13 protein-coding genes are annotated in these 17,991 nt (G+C 49.9%); 5 read left to right on the top strand and 8 right to left on the bottom strand.

All coding sequences use genetic code 11. The features are described from left to right. Nucleotides 1-179 precede the first annotated feature (179 nt). From ACYVFD_RS22065 to ACYVFD_RS22055, 3 genes are all read right to left on the bottom strand, one after another. Nucleotides 180-1,883 carry a tetratricopeptide repeat protein gene (locus ACYVFD_RS22065; protein WP_461092668.1) on the bottom strand — a complete coding sequence of 568 codons (1,704 nt, stop codon included), beginning with the start codon at nt 1,881-1,883 and terminating at the stop codon, nt 180-182. Nucleotides 1,884-2,006: 123 nt separating this feature from the next. Then, the gene (locus ACYVFD_RS22060; RefSeq protein ID WP_461092667.1) at nt 2,007-2,216 is read right to left on the bottom strand and encodes a heavy-metal-associated domain-containing protein; all 210 of its coding nucleotides are present in this window, start codon (nt 2,214-2,216) and stop codon (nt 2,007-2,009) included. A 34-nt stretch (nt 2,217-2,250) separates the two neighbouring features. Beyond that, nucleotides 2,251-3,168: a hypothetical protein gene (locus tag ACYVFD_RS22055; RefSeq protein ID WP_461092666.1), complete on the bottom strand. Its 918-nt coding sequence runs from the start codon at nt 3,166-3,168 to the stop codon at nt 2,251-2,253. A 168-nt stretch (nt 3,169-3,336) separates the two neighbouring features. On the opposite strand from ACYVFD_RS22055, the gene ACYVFD_RS22050 reads away from it, so the two are divergent. Further along, nucleotides 3,337-4,743, top strand: a complete 1,407-nt coding sequence (locus ACYVFD_RS22050) for a chloride channel protein (RefSeq protein ID WP_461092665.1) — start codon at nt 3,337-3,339, stop codon at nt 4,741-4,743. Between the two features lie 11 nt (nt 4,744-4,754). Here ACYVFD_RS22050 and ACYVFD_RS22045 read toward each other — a convergent pair whose 3' ends face one another. Continuing rightward, complete coding sequence (locus ACYVFD_RS22045) at nt 4,755-6,002, bottom strand: cation:proton antiporter (protein ID WP_461092664.1); 1,248 nt, start codon at nt 6,000-6,002, stop codon at nt 4,755-4,757. Between the two features lie 88 nt (nt 6,003-6,090). Between ACYVFD_RS22045 and ACYVFD_RS22040 the strand changes: the two genes are divergently transcribed. Continuing rightward, nucleotides 6,091-7,485 (top strand): DUF389 domain-containing protein, encoded by a 1,395-nt coding sequence (locus ACYVFD_RS22040; RefSeq protein WP_461092663.1) that lies wholly within the window; start codon nt 6,091-6,093, stop codon nt 7,483-7,485. 19 nt (nt 7,486-7,504) lie between these two features. On the opposite strand, the gene ACYVFD_RS22035 is transcribed toward ACYVFD_RS22040, so the two are convergent. The 3 genes from ACYVFD_RS22035 to ACYVFD_RS22025 all read right to left on the bottom strand — a co-directional run bounded on the left by ACYVFD_RS22035 (nt 7,505) and on the right by ACYVFD_RS22025 (nt 9,968). Further along, nucleotides 7,505-7,708 (bottom strand): hypothetical protein, encoded by a 204-nt coding sequence (locus ACYVFD_RS22035; protein WP_461092662.1) that lies wholly within the window; start codon nt 7,706-7,708, stop codon nt 7,505-7,507. Nucleotides 7,709-7,816: 108 nt separating this feature from the next. Then, on the bottom strand, nt 7,817-9,181 hold the full coding sequence (locus ACYVFD_RS22030) for a HAMP domain-containing sensor histidine kinase (RefSeq protein ID WP_461092661.1): 1,365 nt from the start codon (nt 9,179-9,181) through the stop codon (nt 7,817-7,819). 109 nt (nt 9,182-9,290) lie between these two features. Beyond that, complete coding sequence (locus ACYVFD_RS22025; RefSeq protein ID WP_461092660.1) at nt 9,291-9,968, bottom strand: response regulator transcription factor; 678 nt, start codon at nt 9,966-9,968, stop codon at nt 9,291-9,293. A gap of 277 nt (nt 9,969-10,245) precedes the next feature. On the opposite strand from ACYVFD_RS22025, the gene ACYVFD_RS22020 reads away from it, so the two are divergent. Next, nucleotides 10,246-10,431: a hypothetical protein gene (locus ACYVFD_RS22020; RefSeq protein WP_461092659.1), complete on the top strand. Its 186-nt coding sequence runs from the start codon at nt 10,246-10,248 to the stop codon at nt 10,429-10,431. A 14-nt stretch (nt 10,432-10,445) separates the two neighbouring features. On the opposite strand, the gene ACYVFD_RS22015 is transcribed toward ACYVFD_RS22020, so the two are convergent. Next, complete coding sequence (locus ACYVFD_RS22015) at nt 10,446-12,665, bottom strand: bifunctional alpha,alpha-trehalose-phosphate synthase (UDP-forming)/trehalose-phosphatase (RefSeq protein WP_461092658.1); 2,220 nt, start codon at nt 12,663-12,665, stop codon at nt 10,446-10,448. Between the two features lie 303 nt (nt 12,666-12,968). Here ACYVFD_RS22015 and treS point away from each other — a divergent pair, with 303 nt between their 5' ends. Continuing rightward, entirely contained in the window at nt 12,969-16,346 is a 3,378-nt protein-coding gene (treS, locus tag ACYVFD_RS22010) for a maltose alpha-D-glucosyltransferase (protein ID WP_461092657.1), read from the top strand. 29 nt (nt 16,347-16,375) lie between these two features. After that, entirely contained in the window at nt 16,376-17,989 is a 1,614-nt protein-coding gene (gene treF / locus ACYVFD_RS22005; RefSeq protein WP_461092656.1) for an alpha,alpha-trehalase TreF, read from the top strand. The last annotated feature ends 2 nt before the right edge of the window (nt 17,990-17,991 follow it).

Here is a 17,991-nt window from a genome sequence, read left to right as displayed (position 1 = left end):
AGTAGCAGAAGTATAAAGGTTCAACTGCGTGTGCTGTCTTAAGTAGTTCAGTCATCCATCAGCCCCTATGATCGTGTTCGAAAATGGAATCCCGGCGGTGAAACAAAACCGCTACCAGAGATCGATGCTCCGGTAGCGGTATAATCAAGACATAATGAACCAACTTCTGAAAAAGACCATTATTGCGAGCCAGCTTCAGGCATGGCAATTTTGGCCAGATCTTTATTATCAGGGAACCAGCCCAGCCCTTTTTGTAGCCACTCATTACGGGCAGCTTCGTCTTTGGTGACCAGCTCGTTATAGGAAATCAGGTATTTAAAAGCCAGCAACAAATCATTCTTGTAGCGAGTCCGCTCCTCGGGCTTATCGGCAACCATCGTGATAAACTGCTCAAAATAAGGCTTCGCTTTCCCGTTGCGTACTGCCTCTTCGGGGGCATAGGCGTAGTAATTCGCTTTGGCCCGGTAAAGTACCGTAGGGGCATAGTCGGGCGATCCTTTTTGAGCCAGTGCCAGGGCAGAATCGGCCAGGGCAAACCGAACGGTGTCGCGGACAAGTTTCCCTACACTATCGCGTTGAAAGCCCAGGGTGTAGTTGCTCATGCCATAACGGAACAAATCCTGCACATCGGCTTTAAACCCATGCCTGGCGGCCGAATCAAGAGCAGCAACGGCTTCGGGGTGTTTTTTAGCCCGGTAATAGTAACGGGCAATGTCGCTGTACAGATTCTCGCTGGTATCGGCAGGAGCTGCTTTTTCCAGATAAAGTACACCCACTGAATCATCGTCGGTCGGTTCGGTAGCCATGTAGGCCTGGCCGAGGTATTTATAATCGTCGGGCATGGCTTTTTCGGGGGCTTTTTCCAGGAACGTATTCAGGTTTTCGATGGCTTTTTGAGGTTGTTTCAGGGATGAATATGCCCAGCCTTCGATGCGGTATACAATTGGGTTTTGCCCCAGCGCCGTTCGGTTGCTGTCGATTAGGCTGATGGCCCGTTGGTAGTCTTTGGCCAGAAAATGAAACTGAGCCTGTCGGAGCAGCGTCTCCTGCCGGGCATCTTTTGATACACTCACATACTGGTCGATGTAGCTGGAGGCCTCCTTATACCGGTTGACCAGAAAGTATAGTTCGGCCAGTTGGTTATATGCTGGAGCATAATTGGGATTGGCTTCAATAGCTTTCTTGTAATTCTCGACGGCCAGATTCAGGTTGCGGCCCTGCCAGTAAATGTCGCCTATGCGCTGATACACACGGGACGGGTTCATGCCGAGTTCGATAGCACTCTCGTAGCGCGATACGGCCGTACCAGCATCCCGGTTCTGATAATAAGCATCACCGAGAGCAAGTTGTATGGCTGGATTTTTCTTGTCACGATCGGCGGCCCGATTGAGGAAATCGATGGCCTTGGCCGTATTGACAATGCGCGGATAAATGGGTTTGATCGAGCCATTGCCCGGTGTTAGATAGCCCGTATAGGCTTCGCCAATCCGGTACAGAATCTCCGCATTTTTACCCTTACTTTTGGAAACCACCTCGTCTATTTTCGGCTTGGCATTGGCGGTGTCCTGTTTGGCCAGGTAGGTTAAGGCCGATCCCATTTGATTTAAGGGCACACGTTTCTCATCCATCGGGATGCCTTTCTCGAACCAGATTCTGGCTGAGTCGGGCTGACCCGTTCGGAGGTAGCCATAGCCTGTCTCGAAATAGGTTTGTGCTGATGGATTCTGTTGGACGTTTTTCAGTAAAAGTTGTTTGGCCTCATCGAATCGGCCCAGGTTGAGCAACGTATTCGCATCAGGGGGCGTTGTTTGGGCCAGTGCCAAACCAGCCGGAGCCGCCGTTATCATAGCGAGTACGATTGCCGTTCGAACATGCGTTTTCATAATCGTCGTTGTTTTAGGAATTAAGTCAATCCACACTCATTGGATTACCACTACAAACTACAACCGGCGATTAAGAACGGGCTTAAAGACTGCTTAGAATTGCCTTAGAAGGACTTTTTCAGCCTAATCCAGAACAGTTTCGGCCCGATACCCCGCCTGCTTAACAGCCTGAATAACCTGTTCGGCAATCCGATTATCGGTCGTTTGAACGGTCAACAGGCCATCTGGATCTACATTCCAGCCGTCGACAGGTTCAATGTCGTTCAGATTGAGGGTAACGGCCGCTACATCTTCCGATGTGGTTAGGTTTGTTTTGAAATTAAGCGTTTCCATAAGTTGAATGATTGAATGATTGAATAAACAACTTCTAAAAGAACCAGAAGCTGTTTCGCAGCCTGAACTCCACGGTTCCCAGAAATACATCCTGGGTATAGAGCGATGCCCGGTACAGTCCTGGCCGTAAAGGAGAAGAGTAGTTGAGCTGAAAAACAATGCGCTGTGGAGATTTGGTAAACGAGACCATTTGGGCAGCGTGAACCGGAATCACTTCATTCAGATTGGGCAGATTGACGGTAGTTGTACGGATAGGCGATAGTACAGTGCCTTGTTTCTCGTCGGTCAGACTTAGAAAAACTTCCTGACGACCCTCCAGTTGAAGTTCGGCGGGGACCGTACACGACACCAGTAACGTATGCGCTTTTCGGGCTTTGGCTGTTACTTTTTTGTTGGCTTTTAGCGGCTCGACCAGAAACGCATTTCCGGTAAGAGTTGTGCGGGACACGCTGGCCGATAGCTCCGTGTTTAGATTACGTAGTTTCTGCTCGAGGGCATGATTCTGACCAATGAGAAGCTTATTAGCATCGGTCAACCAGTTAATCTTATCGCGGGATGCATCCAGTTGATTTGCCAGACTATCACGCAGGGTTGCTAAGGAATCACCTTGCTGGTTGAGCAATCGAATTTCGTTTGCCTGACGATCCCTGGCCTGCTGAAGTTTATTTGCCTTCAGATTCTGCTGATTCAGCATTACATAGAATTGATTCAGGCGTTTATCGAAATAAACCTTGTCGTCAGCGGCCGTTTCGAGTTGGCTCTTCAGATGATGAACATCGTCTTCAAGCTGAAATTTGACCGATAGTAGGGAGTCGGCCAGTAACTCAGCCTGATCATACTGAGCCGTCCAGATACGATGATTTCGCCAATAAAATCCTCCCCCCAGACCCACGATAATCAGCATGGCTAATATCCAGGTCAGATTGGTTGCGGTACGTCCGGTTTCCTGCATAGAACTAGTTGCGTTTAGAAAAGGATGAAATAGATGCCCAAAACTGGGATGAAGTCGTTACAGACGTCTTAAAGAGATATTAGAATTTGCTTAGATAATGAAAGGCTGTAAATCAACTCGCTCCAATCGTCGTTACTTTCTAATAAAAACTGTTTAACGGACAACTGCATGCTTCCTAAATTGACTCGGTATGCCCGCGTGCTGGACTGGCTCGACCAGCATCTTATCCGGCGTTTGTATACCGAACGAGTTCGTCGGGTTATCTTACAGAGCTTACCGTTTTGGGTGGCGTCGCTGCTGGTAGGGCTGGTAGCTGTTGGCTATGAAGAACTATTCCTTTGGGCGGAGCGGCTGAGCTTTACGTGGCTGAGTCGGCAGCCTTACCTGGTTTTTCTCGTAACTCCAGTGGCCTTTGTACTGGCCTGGTTGATCACCAGCCGACTGGCACCAGCTTCCAGAGGAAGTGGTATTCCGCAGGTGATGGCAGGCATTGAGTTGTCGACCCCAAAGACCCACGGGCGCACCGGATATTTACTCAGTCTACGGGTAGCGTTTGTTAAGGTATTGAGTAGCGTAGTGCTGCTGCTGGGTGGTGGAGTGATCGGACGCGAAGGGCCTACCATCCAGATTTCCGCTGCTATTTTTCGGGCCATCAACCGATTACAACCTGCTAGTTGGCCGCAACTGTCCCGGCAAATTGCTTTAGTTACGGGAGGAGCTGCCGGGCTGGCGGCTGCCTTCAATACACCCCTGGGTGGTATTGTGTTCGTTGTCGAAGAACTGACACAAACCCACATTACCCGTTTCCGAACGGCCGTTTTCACGGCGGTTATCATTGCCGGTATGACGGCGCAGGCCATTCTGGGGCCGTACCTCTACCTCGGTTTCCCAAAAGTCACCTCCACAACGGGCTGGTTCTTGGGAGTAGTGGTGTTGGTGGCTATCTTTTGCGGACTGGCCGGAGCCGCTTTTGCCAAAATCCTGCTGTGGGCGAATGCTTATCGTCGTCGGTTTACGACGCTACCAGCGCAGGTGGGTTGGGTAGCGGGGTCCGGGTTGCTCCTGGCTGCGCTGGCTTTCTGGGTCGGAACAGATGCCTTTGGTACCGGGAAGCCCATCATCAACCGATTATTGTTTCAAAACGATCATCTAACGCCCTGGTATCTGTTTCCGGTCCGATTTGCGGGTATGACCCTGAGTTATTGCAGTGGAGCCGCCGGTGGCGTCTTTGCTACGTCGCTCAGCGCAGGAGCTATTCTGGGTGATGGGCTGTCGCGGCTGGTTCAGGTAACCCCTTCGGATACCAACCTGGTTATTTTAGTCAGCATGGTCAGTTTTCTGACGGGCGTTGTTCGGTCGCCGTTTACAGCCGCCATCCTGGTACTGGAAATGACCGACCGGCACTCGGCTATTTTTCAGCTCCTGCTGGGTGGCCTGATGGCGCAGGGAGCCGCGTCGCTAGTTGATCCAGTCTCCTTCTATGAACACCTGAAAGCCGGATTTGTGTATGAAGCACTGGCGCAACCCGAATCCGTACCTACGCGACAGGCGCCCGAAACCATCCAGACGGAATGACTCGTTTATAGTCAGGCGGGCGGGGTGTACAAGCGTTTGATCAGGCGTTCCATCGTCAACCCCTGCCCAATGACCGAGAACAGAACAACTGCATACGTAATGGTGACGATTAAATCCTGATTCGGAAGATGGTTGGGAATGGAAAGCGCCATGGCAATGGATAATCCGCCCCGCAGACCACCCCAGGTAAGCATAATGGGGGCATGCTTGTCCAAATTGAGCCAGCGCCTGGCCAGCAGGAAGGGGAACCAGATCGACAGGAACCGGGCACTCAGTACCAGCAGCACGACGGCTGCACATAAGGGCCAGTAAGCCATGCGGAAGTCGATCAGCAGAAGTTCAACCCCAATCAAAACGAACAGAAGCGCATTAAGAATGGCATCCAGCAACTCCCAGAACTTATCGACGTATTCTTCGGTGACATCACTCATGGCTTCACCACGGGCTTTGCCGCCCATCAGCAAACCGGCTACCACCATAGCTAAGGGCCCGGAAATATGGAGCTTCTGGGCCAGCAGGTAGCCACCCATAACCCCCGCAATGGTGATTAACACCTCAGTTTGATAATGATTGATGGACCGCAACAGCCGAAAGAGCCCATAACCCAGAATCAGGCCAAACAGAACACCTCCTCCCGCTTCTTCCAGAAACAGCAACGCAATATTGCCTGCACTAATGCTTTCGGTGCCATTGACCACAATTCGGTAAATGGACGCAAAGACAACAACGCCCACACCGTCGTTGAACAGTGATTCGCCTACGATATTATATTTAACATTTTCCGGAAGTTTAAACTTGGCCAGTATACCTAATACCGCAATGGGATCGGTTGGCGAGATCAGTGCACCGAACAGTAAGCATAAAGGAAGCGAAAGCGTAAAGCCAAGCCAGTGAGCCAGAAAATAAAGCCCTGTACCGACGAGCGCGGTGCTGATCAATACCCCGACAAAGGCAAATAACATGACTGACCCACGGACTTCCTTCAGTTGATCGGTATTGGTATGAAAGGCACCGGCAAACAGCAGAAAGCTGAGCATGACATCGAACAGGACCCGGCCAAAATCGATTTGGGCAACCGTTTGTCGTACTTCCGTCAACCAGACAGGGTGTATAGTATTGAGGCCGATGAGCAACGCCGAAAAGGCTAACGAAAGCACCATAATACCAATAGCATCCGGGAGCTTCAACAGCTTTGTGTTCAGATAAGCAAAGAAAGCCGAAGCAACGATGAGTAGGGTAATCAGGGTAAATAGATCCATGGATGTCAGAAGAATTGCACAAGACTACATTAACTTTTGATTAAAAACCAGGTTAGTTTGTCATAATTCCTTAGCCCGCTATACGACTATGGTCACTGAAAATCAGAATACGCCAGGAACAAAGCGGCCTGATATGCTGAGTCGGTTCAGCCAGATTTTTCGCGAACGCTTTAGCCTGGAAGAAGATAAGGCCGACGAGGAAGCCATTATTCAATCGATTAGTAGAGGTATCGAATTCCGGGGTATTAACCTATGGACACTCATTTTTGCCATTTTTATTGCCTCGATAGGGTTGAATGTCAACTCAACGGCCGTCATCATTGGGGCCATGCTTATTTCGCCACTAATGGGGCCTATTATGGGTATCGGTTTGGGTATCGGCATTAACGATTTGGCGCTGATTCAGCGGGCAATCAAAAACATTAGCATAGCCGTATTTATCAGTCTGCTTACATCGACCATTTACTTTTTTATCAGCCCGCTGCATATCGCTCAATCGGAATTACTGGCTCGTACATCACCTACCGTCTGGGATGCGTTTATTGCTTTTTTTGGTGGTCTGGCCGGAATTGTTGCTGGTAGTCGTCGCGAGAAAGTGACGAACGTAATTCCGGGCGTTGCCATTGCTACGGCCCTGATGCCGCCACTTTGTACGGCGGGCTATGGCCTGGCTACCGCCAATTTCTATTACTTCGCCGGAGCCTTTTACCTGTTTTTGATCAACTGCATCTGTATCAGTCTGGCTACATTTCTGATGGTCCGCTTTCTGGATTTTCCGAAGAAGGCATACCCATCAACGGATGTGGAACGCCGGGTTCGAAACACCATCTGGATAGCCGTTCTTATCGTGATTGTGCCCAGTACGTACCTGGCCTACCAGATTGTCCGGAAAACCATTTTTGAGCAGTCGGCCAAGCGATTTGTATCCAACGAATGTGATTTTCAATATCGTCAGGTCATTAACTACGCAGCCCGGTACAACCGCCGGCAAAGCAAGCTGGAACTGACCATTGTCGGAGAACCTCTGCCTAAAGATTCTATCAACGAATTGAAAAACAGAATGGTAGCCTATGGCATTCAGGATGCCCAACTGGTGGTGAAACAGGGCAGCTTTAAAGACACCGAAGTTGATATGACTGCTATTACAAATACCCTGGCCGACCAGATGATCAAATACAGTCAGGGAGCCATAGCCCGTAAAGATCAGATGATCGATTCACTACAACACGCTATCAAACTAAATCAAACGACAGGCTTTCCGGTTGCCGACCTGCGGAATGAACTCAAAACGCTAATGCCTGATGTCCGTAGTTTCACAGCCTCCCGGGCATTAGTGATCAACTCATCCAGCAATCGGCCCGATACCGTTACCCTGGTCTATGCTCAGTTTTCCCGAAGACATACAGCCGCCGAGAAACGCCGTATTGAACGCTGGTTGCAGAGCCGGACGAAGAGTAAAAAGATCAAGCTACTGATCGAATAAGCTGTATTCAACAGGCCAATTACTGCAATAGTCGAGGTATATCGACATACCAGGCCAGAAAGATGGTCAGCAGAAACAGCCCGCACATCAGAATGAGCAGCCAATCAGGTTGTGGAGGTGGATCGCCATCGTCGTATAATGGCTTATGTTGAGGGCGATTTCGGGTTGGAGTGGCAGGTCCTGGTGGAAAAAATGGGGTATAGGGATGCGTTGACGTTATCATGAATCGGGTATGTTTATGGCTAAGGGTAAGTTCGTAAACAACCAAAACTGCCTTCCACGAATTAGTATTCGCTGATAAACTCCTTAGAATATCCTTAGAAGCCGACTGCTAGCGGGGTAAAACAATGCTGAATACGGTGGGGTGCCCTTCTGAGGAACTTACCTGTACCCGTCCCCGGTGTAACCGGATAATGCGTTCAACGAGCGATAGCCCAACCCCGTAGCCACGCACGTCGGCCGTTTGGCGGCTTCGGTAAAAGGGCTCGAAAATATAGGGCAGGTCGGCTGTTGGAATGGGCTTCCCCTGATTCTGGATGCGAATAGCTACAGCCGTCTCCTGAAAGTTTACGTCAATCTGTGCTTTGCCATCATCCGAAAATTTACAGGCATTTTCGGTCAGGTTTTTGAGGGCCGTTTCCAGTAAGGTTTTGTTGCCCTGAACCGACAGCTGATCGGGCTCTTCGGGTAATGTGCCCAGTTGAACCGTAACCTTATAGTGAGGATTGATCGCATTCACCTGAGCGCGAACATCCCAGACAATCTCGTCAATTCGCACTTGGTCGGTAAGCAGGTTAACGGCGTCGTTTTGATTAACCTGCGAAAGTTGAAGCAGTTCGTGAGTGAGGGTGGCCAGTTCCGTAACGTCCTGCAATACCGAGCGAATCGTTTGCCGGTAGGCTTCAGGGTCCCGGTTATTGAGCAAGCTTACTTCCAGTTGTGAGCTGATCAGGGTAAGCGGATTTTTTAGTTCGTGCGACACATTGGCCACAAACATTCGTTGCAGACGAAACGATTCATTCACCCGGTCGAGTAGTTGATTGATCGTTCGCGATAGCCGACTGATTTCGTCGTTTTCATGGCGCAACGGCAAGCGTTCGTCGCGGTTTTGCGGAAAAATAGCATTGAGTGCCCGATCCATAACTTGCACCGGCCGCAGAGCATCATTGGCATAAAACCAACCCGAAAACGCCGTAATGGCTACGATTAAGCAGAAAAGGCCCGTCAGTGACCAGAGCAGCCGCCGTAAAAATTCATCGCCATACCTATTTTCGGCGCTGGCAATAACAACAAACTGGCCAGAGGCCGTCATGAATCGGGTACCAACCAGGTAGTAATTTCCCTGTTGAAACTCTTTTTCCCGAGTTTGGCGGATATCGCTCAGTACAGATTGTGGAAAGTTTAAGGATATCGCTTCATTGGTGGATAGAATAATGGAATCCCGCTGGTCGAAAGCAATGATTTTTTGGTTCGGAAGCTGGTCCTTCCGAATCCGGGTCAACTGCTGAATCAAGTCGGCATTCAATCGGTGCCGAATTAGCATGTCACCAATGGTATTAGCTTTTCGGTCGAGTCGACGATAAAAATCCGACGAGATAAAATACCAGCAAAAGGCGTATATGCTCACAAACGCCAGCAGTAAAATACTGGAAACCAGTGCAGTGAAGCGTATCGTTAGCCGATTGCGAATGGTCATACAGCAGGGAGCTTGGAGCGTGGCGCAAGGGGTATGGTGCGGAGAGCGTGGAGTTATAGCCCTATATACCAAGCTTCTCCATGCTCCCTGCACCACGCTCCCCGCTATTTCATTCTTCTTTGAACATATACCCCATGCCAAACTGGGTATGAATCAGTTTTGCAGGAAAATCTTTATCGATTTTTTTGCGGAGGTAATTGATGTACACTTCCACGACGTTGGTTCCCGTATCGAAATTTAAATCCCAGACGTGTTCGGCAATGGCCGGCTTGGAGAGTACCCGCCCCTGATTACGCATCAGAAATTCCAGCAAGGCAAATTCGCGTGCAGTCAGCTCGATTGGCTTACCATCGCGGGTAACGGTTTTGGCATCCAGATTCATTTCGATACCGCCATACCGTAACGTTTGGGCGGTCATGGCGACCTGTGTACCGCGTTTGGTCAGCGACCGCACCCTGGCCAGTAACTCGGCAAACTGAAACGGTTTGGTCAGATACTGATCGGCCCCGGCATCGAAGCCCATGACTTTATCGTCCGTTTCGCCCAGCGCCGTTAAAATAAGAATCGGTGTGGTGAGCCCTTCAGCCCGAAGCTGACGGCACAGTTCGTAGCCGTTAAGACCCGGCAGAATCAGATCGGTTATGATGGCCGCATAGTTATTCTTGAGCGCCAATCGCTTGGCAATTAAGCCGTCGTAGGCAATATCGACCTCAAACTGGCTTTCTTCCAACCCCTGCTGAATGGCCTGTAAGGTTTTGGCCTCATCCTCTACCACTAATAGTTTCATAGTAAAACACCCTACCCATGAATAGTTTGTGTAGATAGTAAACCGGAAAGTAAGGTATTAGTTAATACGGTGTTTGCTCCGTCAGAAAATTCTATTCACTTCTAATCAAATTCTAAGTTTTGCTTAAGCTCTTCCTTATTCCTAGATACCACTTTGCCTGCATAAGCGAAGAACATGCGCTTGCCTGAAGCATTGATCCATACCCTGCGTTCTTACTGGCAGGGTATGGTCAATGTTGTTTTCAATAGAGCATCTTGTTTAAACGATAAGCCAACCCATGCTGACATTTTGTATCATAACAATTGCCATAGTGGCTGTAGGCGTCCTTAGCTATTTCAGCAGTGCCTGGTATGGGCTTAAAAGCTCCAACCTCGGTAAGCTTCCCCCGCATTACGCCCATCTTCGCCAAAAACTGAAAGCCGATTCAAAAGCAAAAGAACTGGAAAAGCTGTTCAGAAATTGATGCCCGATTAGTATTTAATCAGCCTCAGCCAACACATGGCTCATTTGCTCCAGCAACATTTCGACATCCTGTTGACGCGCCAGTCGATAACGGGCAAACGAAAGACCGGCCCCTACTTTAATGGTGTACGCCCAGTTTGGTAATTGCCGGAACATATCCTCGTCGGTGGTGTCGTCGCCAATACTCACAATAAAATCGTACGGCTTTTGCTCGTAAATGGCGTTCGCTACGGTGCCTTTGCTATGCTGAGCGGTTTTAGCTTCTACCACTTTACTGCCCTGGATAATGGTCAATGGTATAGAGTAAGAAGTGTTTCGTAGCTGTGTGGCCAGATCAATAGCCTGATTTTCAATATCCTCAGCTTCGGCCTTCCGGTAATGCCAGGCAATAGACGTCTCTTTTTCTTCAATAAATGACCCGGGAGCCCGATCCACAAAAGGGGACATTATGGATCGAACGGAATCGACCCAATCGTCGGTCGATAGATCGAGTTGCTCCCAGGGCCGGTCCGGTTTCCGTAAGAAAGCACCATGTTCGGCAACCAGATACACCGGTATACCCGCAAATGTCTTTTCCAGAAAAGCCCGATTACGGCCACTAATAACCACGACATCGCTGGTTTCGGCCAGTTGCTGAATGGTTTTCTTTAATGATTCGGAAGGGCGAGCCAAAGCCGGGTCATTCACAATAGGCGCAAGGGTGCCATCAAAATCCAGGAGGAGCAGCCGTTGCTGAGCCTGCTCGAATGCAGTAATAAATGACGCAATGGGGAGGTTGGTTGCCAGCGCAGACTCGCTCTCCTGTTTGCTTTGAAAGGCCGACAGAAAATCATGGCTCCAGCGGAAAACATTATGGTTTTGCAGGTGATTACGCATAGTCGCCAACCGCTGCTCCTGCTCGGTTTCGGGCATGGTAAGCCCCTGCTGAATAGCATCGGCCACTTCCTGGGTATCGGTAGGATTGATGATTATTGCCTCCCGAAGCTCCTGGGCAGCCCCGGCCAGTTCGCTTAGAATCAGTACCCCCCGATGATCTTGCCGACTGGCAACAAACTCCTTGCAAACCAGATTCATACCGTCGCGAAGGGGGGTAATCAGAGCCACGTCGCAGGCGGTGTAAAGGGCCATCAGTTCCGTAAATGTCAGCGACGAATACATATACACGATGGGTCGCCAGCCAATTGTCCCGAATAGTCCATTGATACGGCCAACGGTTTCTTCAATTTCACGCTTCAACTCCTGATACTGCCCGATTTTGTCGCGTGATGGCACCACGGTCATCACAAACGTTACCCGATTATGCCATTCGGGATGCTGAACCAAAAACCGCTCATAACCCTGCAATCGATAGGTAATGCCTTTGGTATAGTCGAGTCGATCGACCGAAAAAATTAGCTTATTATGGCGTAGCAGCGCCTGGTCCCGACGGCGTGTTTCAACAACGTCGGTCTCCTGACTGCTCTGGTTGAATTTATTGAAATCGATACTGATCGGAAATTCTTTGACCTGGATCGACCGATCGGCTAGCACAATACGCTGGCCGATGATGGGGAGCTCCAGTACTTCGGCCACACTTTGCATAAAATGCTGCACATAATCGGTGGTATGAAAACCAACAACATCCGACCCAAGAACACCCCTAAGCAACTCCTGACGCCAGGCTCGGGGCAACAACTTAATGATTTCGTAGGTTGGAAAGGGAATGTGGAAAAAATAGCCAATCGATGCATCGGGTGTCGATTGCCGAACCATGTCGGGTAAGATCATCAATTGGAAGTCATGAATCCAGACTAAATCGCCAGGTTCGATCAGTGTGTTTAGCACCTCCAGAAAGCAGGTATTGGCCCGTTTATAATGGTCAAAATCACTTTCCCGAAAGGAAGCATACGACGGAAAGTAATGGAATAAGGGCCAGATCAGGTCATTGCTAAATCCATAATAAAAGCCCGTATGCACCGCTTCGTCGATGAAAACCGGATGAGCCACAAACGTTTCGTTCTCAAAAGCCGACGCATCGATATGCTGAAAAGCGGAATCAGCATGACCCACCCAGTGTATTTTGCTAGGTGTCCCATCGGCAGACTGACCCATTTGACCAGCCATCGATAAAACGGCCGATACCAGACCTCCTGAGTTCTGTACTAGTTTGTACCCTTCCTGATTTTCCTTTAACGCAAATGGTAATCGATAGGAAACAATGATCAGGCGTTTAAACGATGATTTAGAGGTATTCATCAATGCTTGTTGCGTTACTGAACGCGCAGTGTATTCATCAAAAGACGACAATCAGGCTTAGAACCGACTTAAGTAAATCTTAGAAACTTCTTAGAAGCTTCCATCACAAGTTTGATTTTCTGATAACAACAAAGCCGGAAAAGGGTTTCTAAGTAATTTCTAAGCCTGCTATAAGCAGATTCTTAGCTCAGATCGGGAAGTTGCCGAAATCCTGTTTATCTGTATGGCATCAGTCAGTACTACTGGGGTCAGGTAATGTGAGTCAAGCCGTACAGTCCGAACCGATTTACTTCATAGACAATTATGACAACAGAAACGAATATAAATCTCCAGGGTAATCTGCAGTGGTATAAGGATGCCATCATTTATGAACTGCATATCAAAGCCTTCTGCGATGGCAATGGCGATGGTATCGGCGATTTTCAGGGCTTACTCGAAAAGCTGGACTACCTTCAGGAACTGGGCGTTACGGCTATCTGGCTACTGCCTTTCTATCCATCGCCCCTGCGCGATGATGGCTACGATATTGCCGATTACTACGCCATCAATCCGTCGTACGGAACCATCGATCAGTTTAAAACCCTGCTCAGCGAAGCGCATCAGCGAAATCTGAAAGTGATTACCGAGCTGGTCATTAACCATACGTCTGACCAGCACCCCTGGTTTCAGCGCGCCCGAAAAGCACCCAAAGGATCGCCCGAACGCGACTACTATGTCTGGACGGACGACCCAAACCAGTACAAAGACGTACGGATTATTTTCCAGGACTATGAACGATCCAACTGGACCTGGGATCACGATGCACAGCAATATTACTGGCACCGCTTTTTTCACCACCAGCCTGATCTGAACTACGATAACCCACTCGTAAAAAGTGAGATATTCAAAATCATTGATTACTGGTGCGAGATGGGGGTCGATGGGTTCCGACTCGATGCTGTTCCTTATCTCTTTGAACGGGAAGGAACCAATGGCGAAAACCTACCCGAAACGCATGCGTTCCTGAAACAACTGCGTCAGCACGTCGATGACCATTTTCCGGAGGTCGTATTTCTGGCCGAAGCCAATATGTGGCCCGAAGAGGCCGCGTCGTATTTCGGTAATGGCGACGAATGTCATATGAATTATCATTTTCCGGTGATGCCACGTCTGTTTATGTCGTTGCAGATGGAAGATCGATACCCCATCACCGATATTTTCGATCAAACCCCCGCCATCCCCGAAAACTGTCAGTGGGCCATATTTCTCCGCAATCACGATGAATTGACGCTGGAAATGGTCACCGACGAAGAGCGGGACTATATGTACAAGACCTACATAAAAGACCCCCGAGCTCGTATCAACCTGGGTATCCGCCACCGTCTGGCTCCTCTCCTGAGCAATAACCGGAAAAAAATTGAGCTGATGAACTCGCTGCTGTTTTCGCTGCCGGGTACGCCGGTTCTGTATTACGGTGATGAAATCGGAATGGGCGATAATGTGTATCTGGGCGATCGCGATGGCGTGCGTACACCCATGCAATGGTCGCCGGATCGGAACGCGGGTTTTTCGGCCGCCAATCCGCATAAGTTGTATCTACCAACCATTCTCGATTCGGAGTACCATTACGAATCCGTCAATGTTGAAACCCAGCGTCAGAATACATCGTCGCTGTTCTGGTTCATGAAACGGATCATGACCCTACGGAAGAAATACAAGGCATTTGGCCGGGGAGATCTGACATTTCTGAACGTCGAAAATCCGAAAGTCCTGGCATTTACCCGTACCTACGAAGAGCAGACCCTGCTCATTGTGATCAACCTGTCGAAGTATGCCCAGCCTGCCGAGATCGACCTGGATGGGTTTGGCGGATACGTTCCGGTCGAGTTATTTAGTCGCAATTCGTTTCCGGCAGTTTCCGAGCGTGAAACCTATTTCTTCACGCTGGCTCCTCACGATTACCAGTGGTTTGTGCTGGAAAAAACGGCTACGACTGTATCGACTCCTCTTCAGTTGCCGGAGCTGACTGTTGCCCTTTGGGGACAAATTGTAAGCAATAACACCCGCGAACGACTGGAAACGAAGGTGTTACCCGATTACCTGCTTCGTACCGATTGGTTCCGGGAAAAGAGCGAAACCATGCGGGGCGTTACGATTCTGAACCACGCTCCGCTTATGCTGCCGGTTGGCTCGGCTTATATACTGCTGCTTGAGGTGTCGTACGAGCGGGGGTTGTCCGAAATTTTTCAGTTGACGATTGCCTTTGCCGACGAATTGCAGGCGGCTCTCCTTACGCACAGTTGTCCGCAGGCGGTGCTGGCCAATCTGCATCTGGGCCATGAGTCCGGCGTACTCTGCGATGGCTTGTATCTGCCTGAGGTACAGCAGGCATTGCTTCAGAAAATAGCCCAGGAGAATCGACATACCGAAGGCAATCTGGTATTCCAGACGAAGCCGACCCTGACAGATTACGTGCAGAAACGCAACGCTGTGAAATCGAAATTGATCGCTTCCGGGCCGGATTATGCGTCCATTTCCTACGACCACTGTTATCTGCTGAAGGTGTACAGGAAGGTTGATCTAGCCATAAATCCAGACGCCGAAATCAGTCGGTTCCTTTCCGATCGGGCTGGTTTTGCGAGTGTGCCTCCGTATGCCGGAGAGGTTGAAATGATTGTGTCGGGCGAACCCATCATGCTGGCAGTCATGCAGGAAATGGTAGCGCGGCATGGCGACGGAAAACAGTATGTGCTGGAACGCATCCATAACTTCATTGAACGGATACAGGCCCGCGATTCGTGGCAACTGGCCGATGCGTTGAAGGCTTCCTTAGGCACGTTGAGCCAGCCGGTTCCGTTTGCCGCATTACCTTACGAAACACAGGAACTGGTCGGGCATCGGGCTGCCCAGCAGGTCCGGCTATTGGGCGAACGAATCGGTCAGATGCATAAGGCGCTGGCTTCCAATGCTACGCTCAGCGAGTTTGCCCCGGAAGAGTTCTCGCTACACTATCAGCGCTCCCTGTTTGCGGGCTTTCAATCGCTGGTTCGCGAAAGTTACCAGACGCAGAAACGGAATCTACAGCGCCTTCCCGAGGGGGTACGGCAGGATGTCGAACAGATACTGGGTCGCAAAGAAGACGTACTGACGTTGTTCAAACGGATTTACAGCAAGAAACTGGCCAGTACAAAAATCCGAATTCACGGCGACCTGCAACTGGAAAAGATTCTGCTGACCGGTAAAGACATCGCTATTCAGGATTTTGGAAGCGATCCGGGTCGGAGTTACAGCGAGCGTCGGCTGAAGCGGTCGCCCCTGCGCGATGTAGCGTCGATGATCCGCTCGTTCTATTACGTTTGCTATGAAGGCTTTTTGCAGAACAATCAGGTGCCTGCCGAGGATACAGTTGCGCTGCTTCCCTATGCCGAGTTCTGGGCGAGGTGCATGAGTAACTTTTTTATGGAGGCTTATCTGGAAGCAGTTCAGGGCAGTTCGTTCATTCCTGAAGACCCCAACGACCTGCAAATGATGCTGGAGACGTATCTGCTCGAAAAAGCTATATCGGATTTGAACGCCGAGCTAAGTCATCGTCCCGATTGGGTACGGGTGCCCTTGCAGATTATTCAATCGATTATCGAAAAGTCCGGCTTTCGGGAAAAAGAACCTTTGCTGGAAAAAGTTGCTGGGATAGGGTCGTTCTAATGTAGCGCCCTATCCATAAACGGAATTTCATGAAACGATCCAATCGTGTTCAATACATCGTATTTCTTGTTTGCTTTCTTAGTCGTGTAACCGTCAGCCCTGGGCAGCAGGTACTCAAAACTTCCAGTACCGAACGGCAATCACTGCCAGGTCCTGACGAACAATTTGGAGATTTGTTTGAAACCGTTCAACTGAAAGCTGTTTTTCCCGACTCTAAAACATTTGCCGACTGTATTCCCAACTACCCGCCCGAAGTCATTCTGGCCAACTACGAGAAAGCCCGTCAACGGAGCGACTTTAATTTGAAAGCGTTCGTTTTACAGCAGTTCTCGCTACCGGCAAAACCCGCTTCGGGCTACACGAGCCTTGCTGGTCAGTCGGCGAGTCAGCATATGGCCGATTTGTGGCCAGTGCTGACTCGGTCGGCAATACCCCATGCAAAAGCGGGCGAACAGTCAGGGTCATTGATTCCCTTGCCGAATGCTTACGTCGTACCCGGCGGGCGCTTTGGCGAGATTTATTACTGGGACAGCTATTTTACGATGCTGGGCCTGCGGGCATCGGGCAAAACGGCCCTCATCAGGAATATGGTCGACAACTTCGCGTATCTGATCCGTACGTTTGGCTTTATTCCGAATGGCAATCGAACGTATTTTCTGGGTCGGTCACAGCCGCCATTTTTCTCGTTTATGGTCAATCTGCTCACGGAAGTTCAGGGCCGTCGGGTCTTGTTGACGTATCTGCCGGAACTACAGCAGGAGTATGATTTCTGGATGGATGGGAAAGATCAGTTGACGGCCCAGCAACCAGCCTACCGACGGGTAGTGCAACTAGCAGAAGGCGTGTATCTGAATCGTTACTTTGACGATCAAACAACCCCACGGCCGGAATCGTACCGGGAAGATGTTCAACTGGCCCGGCGTATCAAAAATCCGCAGATTCTTTATCGGCATCTGCGGGCTGCGGCCGAGTCGGGATGGGATTTCAGCAGCCGGTGGTTTCGGGATGGGAAGAACCTACGCACGATTCACACCACCGATTTCATTCCTGTCGATTTAAATGCCTTGCTCGTCAATCTGGAGCAGACGTTGGCCGATGGGTATTGGCTAAAGGGTGACCAAACCCAAGCGAAGATCTACGAGCAACTGGCTCAGCAACGACGCAATGCCCTACAACGGTACTGCTGGAATCCGAAAAGCAGCTTCTTTTTCGATTATGACTTTGTGGCCCGCAAACCCTCAACGATCTATTCGCTGGCCGGTATTTATCCACTGTTTGTAAAAATCGCTACCTCTGCTCAGGCTGTAGCGCTGGCTCGCAAACTGGAGCAATCGTTTCTGAAGCCCGGCGGATTGACCACCACCCTGACCAGTACGGGGCAGCAATGGGATGCGCCGAACGGCTGGGCACCTCTACAATGGATTACGATTCAGGGACTGCGGAATTATGGACAACTACCCCTGGCGAATAAGATCAAGATAAACTGGGTGACTGAGAACCTGCGGGTTTACAAAGCCTCGGGCAAGATGGTCGAAAAATACGACGTGATCAGCCCGGCAGCCGCCAAAGGAGGAGAATACCCTAATCAGGATGGCTTCGGCTGGACCAACGGCGTATTACTAAAACTGCTCAGCGAAAAGTGATG

The sequence above is a fragment of the Spirosoma gilvum genome (genome assembly GCF_054776815.1).
The sequence above is the reverse complement of the archived record's forward strand: the minus strand, read 5'-3'. Positions and strand labels throughout refer to the sequence as shown.

Excerpts from the sequence above, each read along its gene's own strand:
- ACYVFD_RS22065 (WP_461092668.1), bottom strand. The coding sequence starts at position 1,883 with ATGAAAACGCATGTTCGAACGGCAATCGTACTCGCTATGATAACGGCG.
- ACYVFD_RS22060 (WP_461092667.1), bottom strand. The coding sequence starts at position 2,216 with ATGGAAACGCTTAATTTCAAAACAAACCTAACCACATCGGAAGATGTA.
- ACYVFD_RS22055 (WP_461092666.1), bottom strand. The coding sequence starts at position 3,168 with ATGCAGGAAACCGGACGTACCGCAACCAATCTGACCTGGATATTAGCC.
- ACYVFD_RS22050 (WP_461092665.1), top strand. The coding sequence starts at position 3,337 with ATGCTTCCTAAATTGACTCGGTATGCCCGCGTGCTGGACTGGCTCGAC.
- ACYVFD_RS22045 (WP_461092664.1), bottom strand. The coding sequence starts at position 6,002 with ATGGATCTATTTACCCTGATTACCCTACTCATCGTTGCTTCGGCTTTC.
- ACYVFD_RS22040 (WP_461092663.1), top strand. The coding sequence starts at position 6,091 with ATGGTCACTGAAAATCAGAATACGCCAGGAACAAAGCGGCCTGATATG.
- ACYVFD_RS22035 (WP_461092662.1), bottom strand. The coding sequence starts at position 7,708 with ATGATAACGTCAACGCATCCCTATACCCCATTTTTTCCACCAGGACCT.
- ACYVFD_RS22030 (WP_461092661.1), bottom strand. The coding sequence starts at position 9,181 with ATGACCATTCGCAATCGGCTAACGATACGCTTCACTGCACTGGTTTCC.
- ACYVFD_RS22025 (WP_461092660.1), bottom strand. The coding sequence starts at position 9,968 with ATGAAACTATTAGTGGTAGAGGATGAGGCCAAAACCTTACAGGCCATT.
- ACYVFD_RS22020 (WP_461092659.1), top strand. The coding sequence starts at position 10,246 with ATGCTGACATTTTGTATCATAACAATTGCCATAGTGGCTGTAGGCGTC.
- ACYVFD_RS22015 (WP_461092658.1), bottom strand. The coding sequence starts at position 12,665 with ATGAATACCTCTAAATCATCGTTTAAACGCCTGATCATTGTTTCCTAT.
- treS (WP_461092657.1), top strand. The coding sequence starts at position 12,969 with ATGACAACAGAAACGAATATAAATCTCCAGGGTAATCTGCAGTGGTAT.
- treF (WP_461092656.1), top strand. The coding sequence starts at position 16,376 with ATGAAACGATCCAATCGTGTTCAATACATCGTATTTCTTGTTTGCTTT.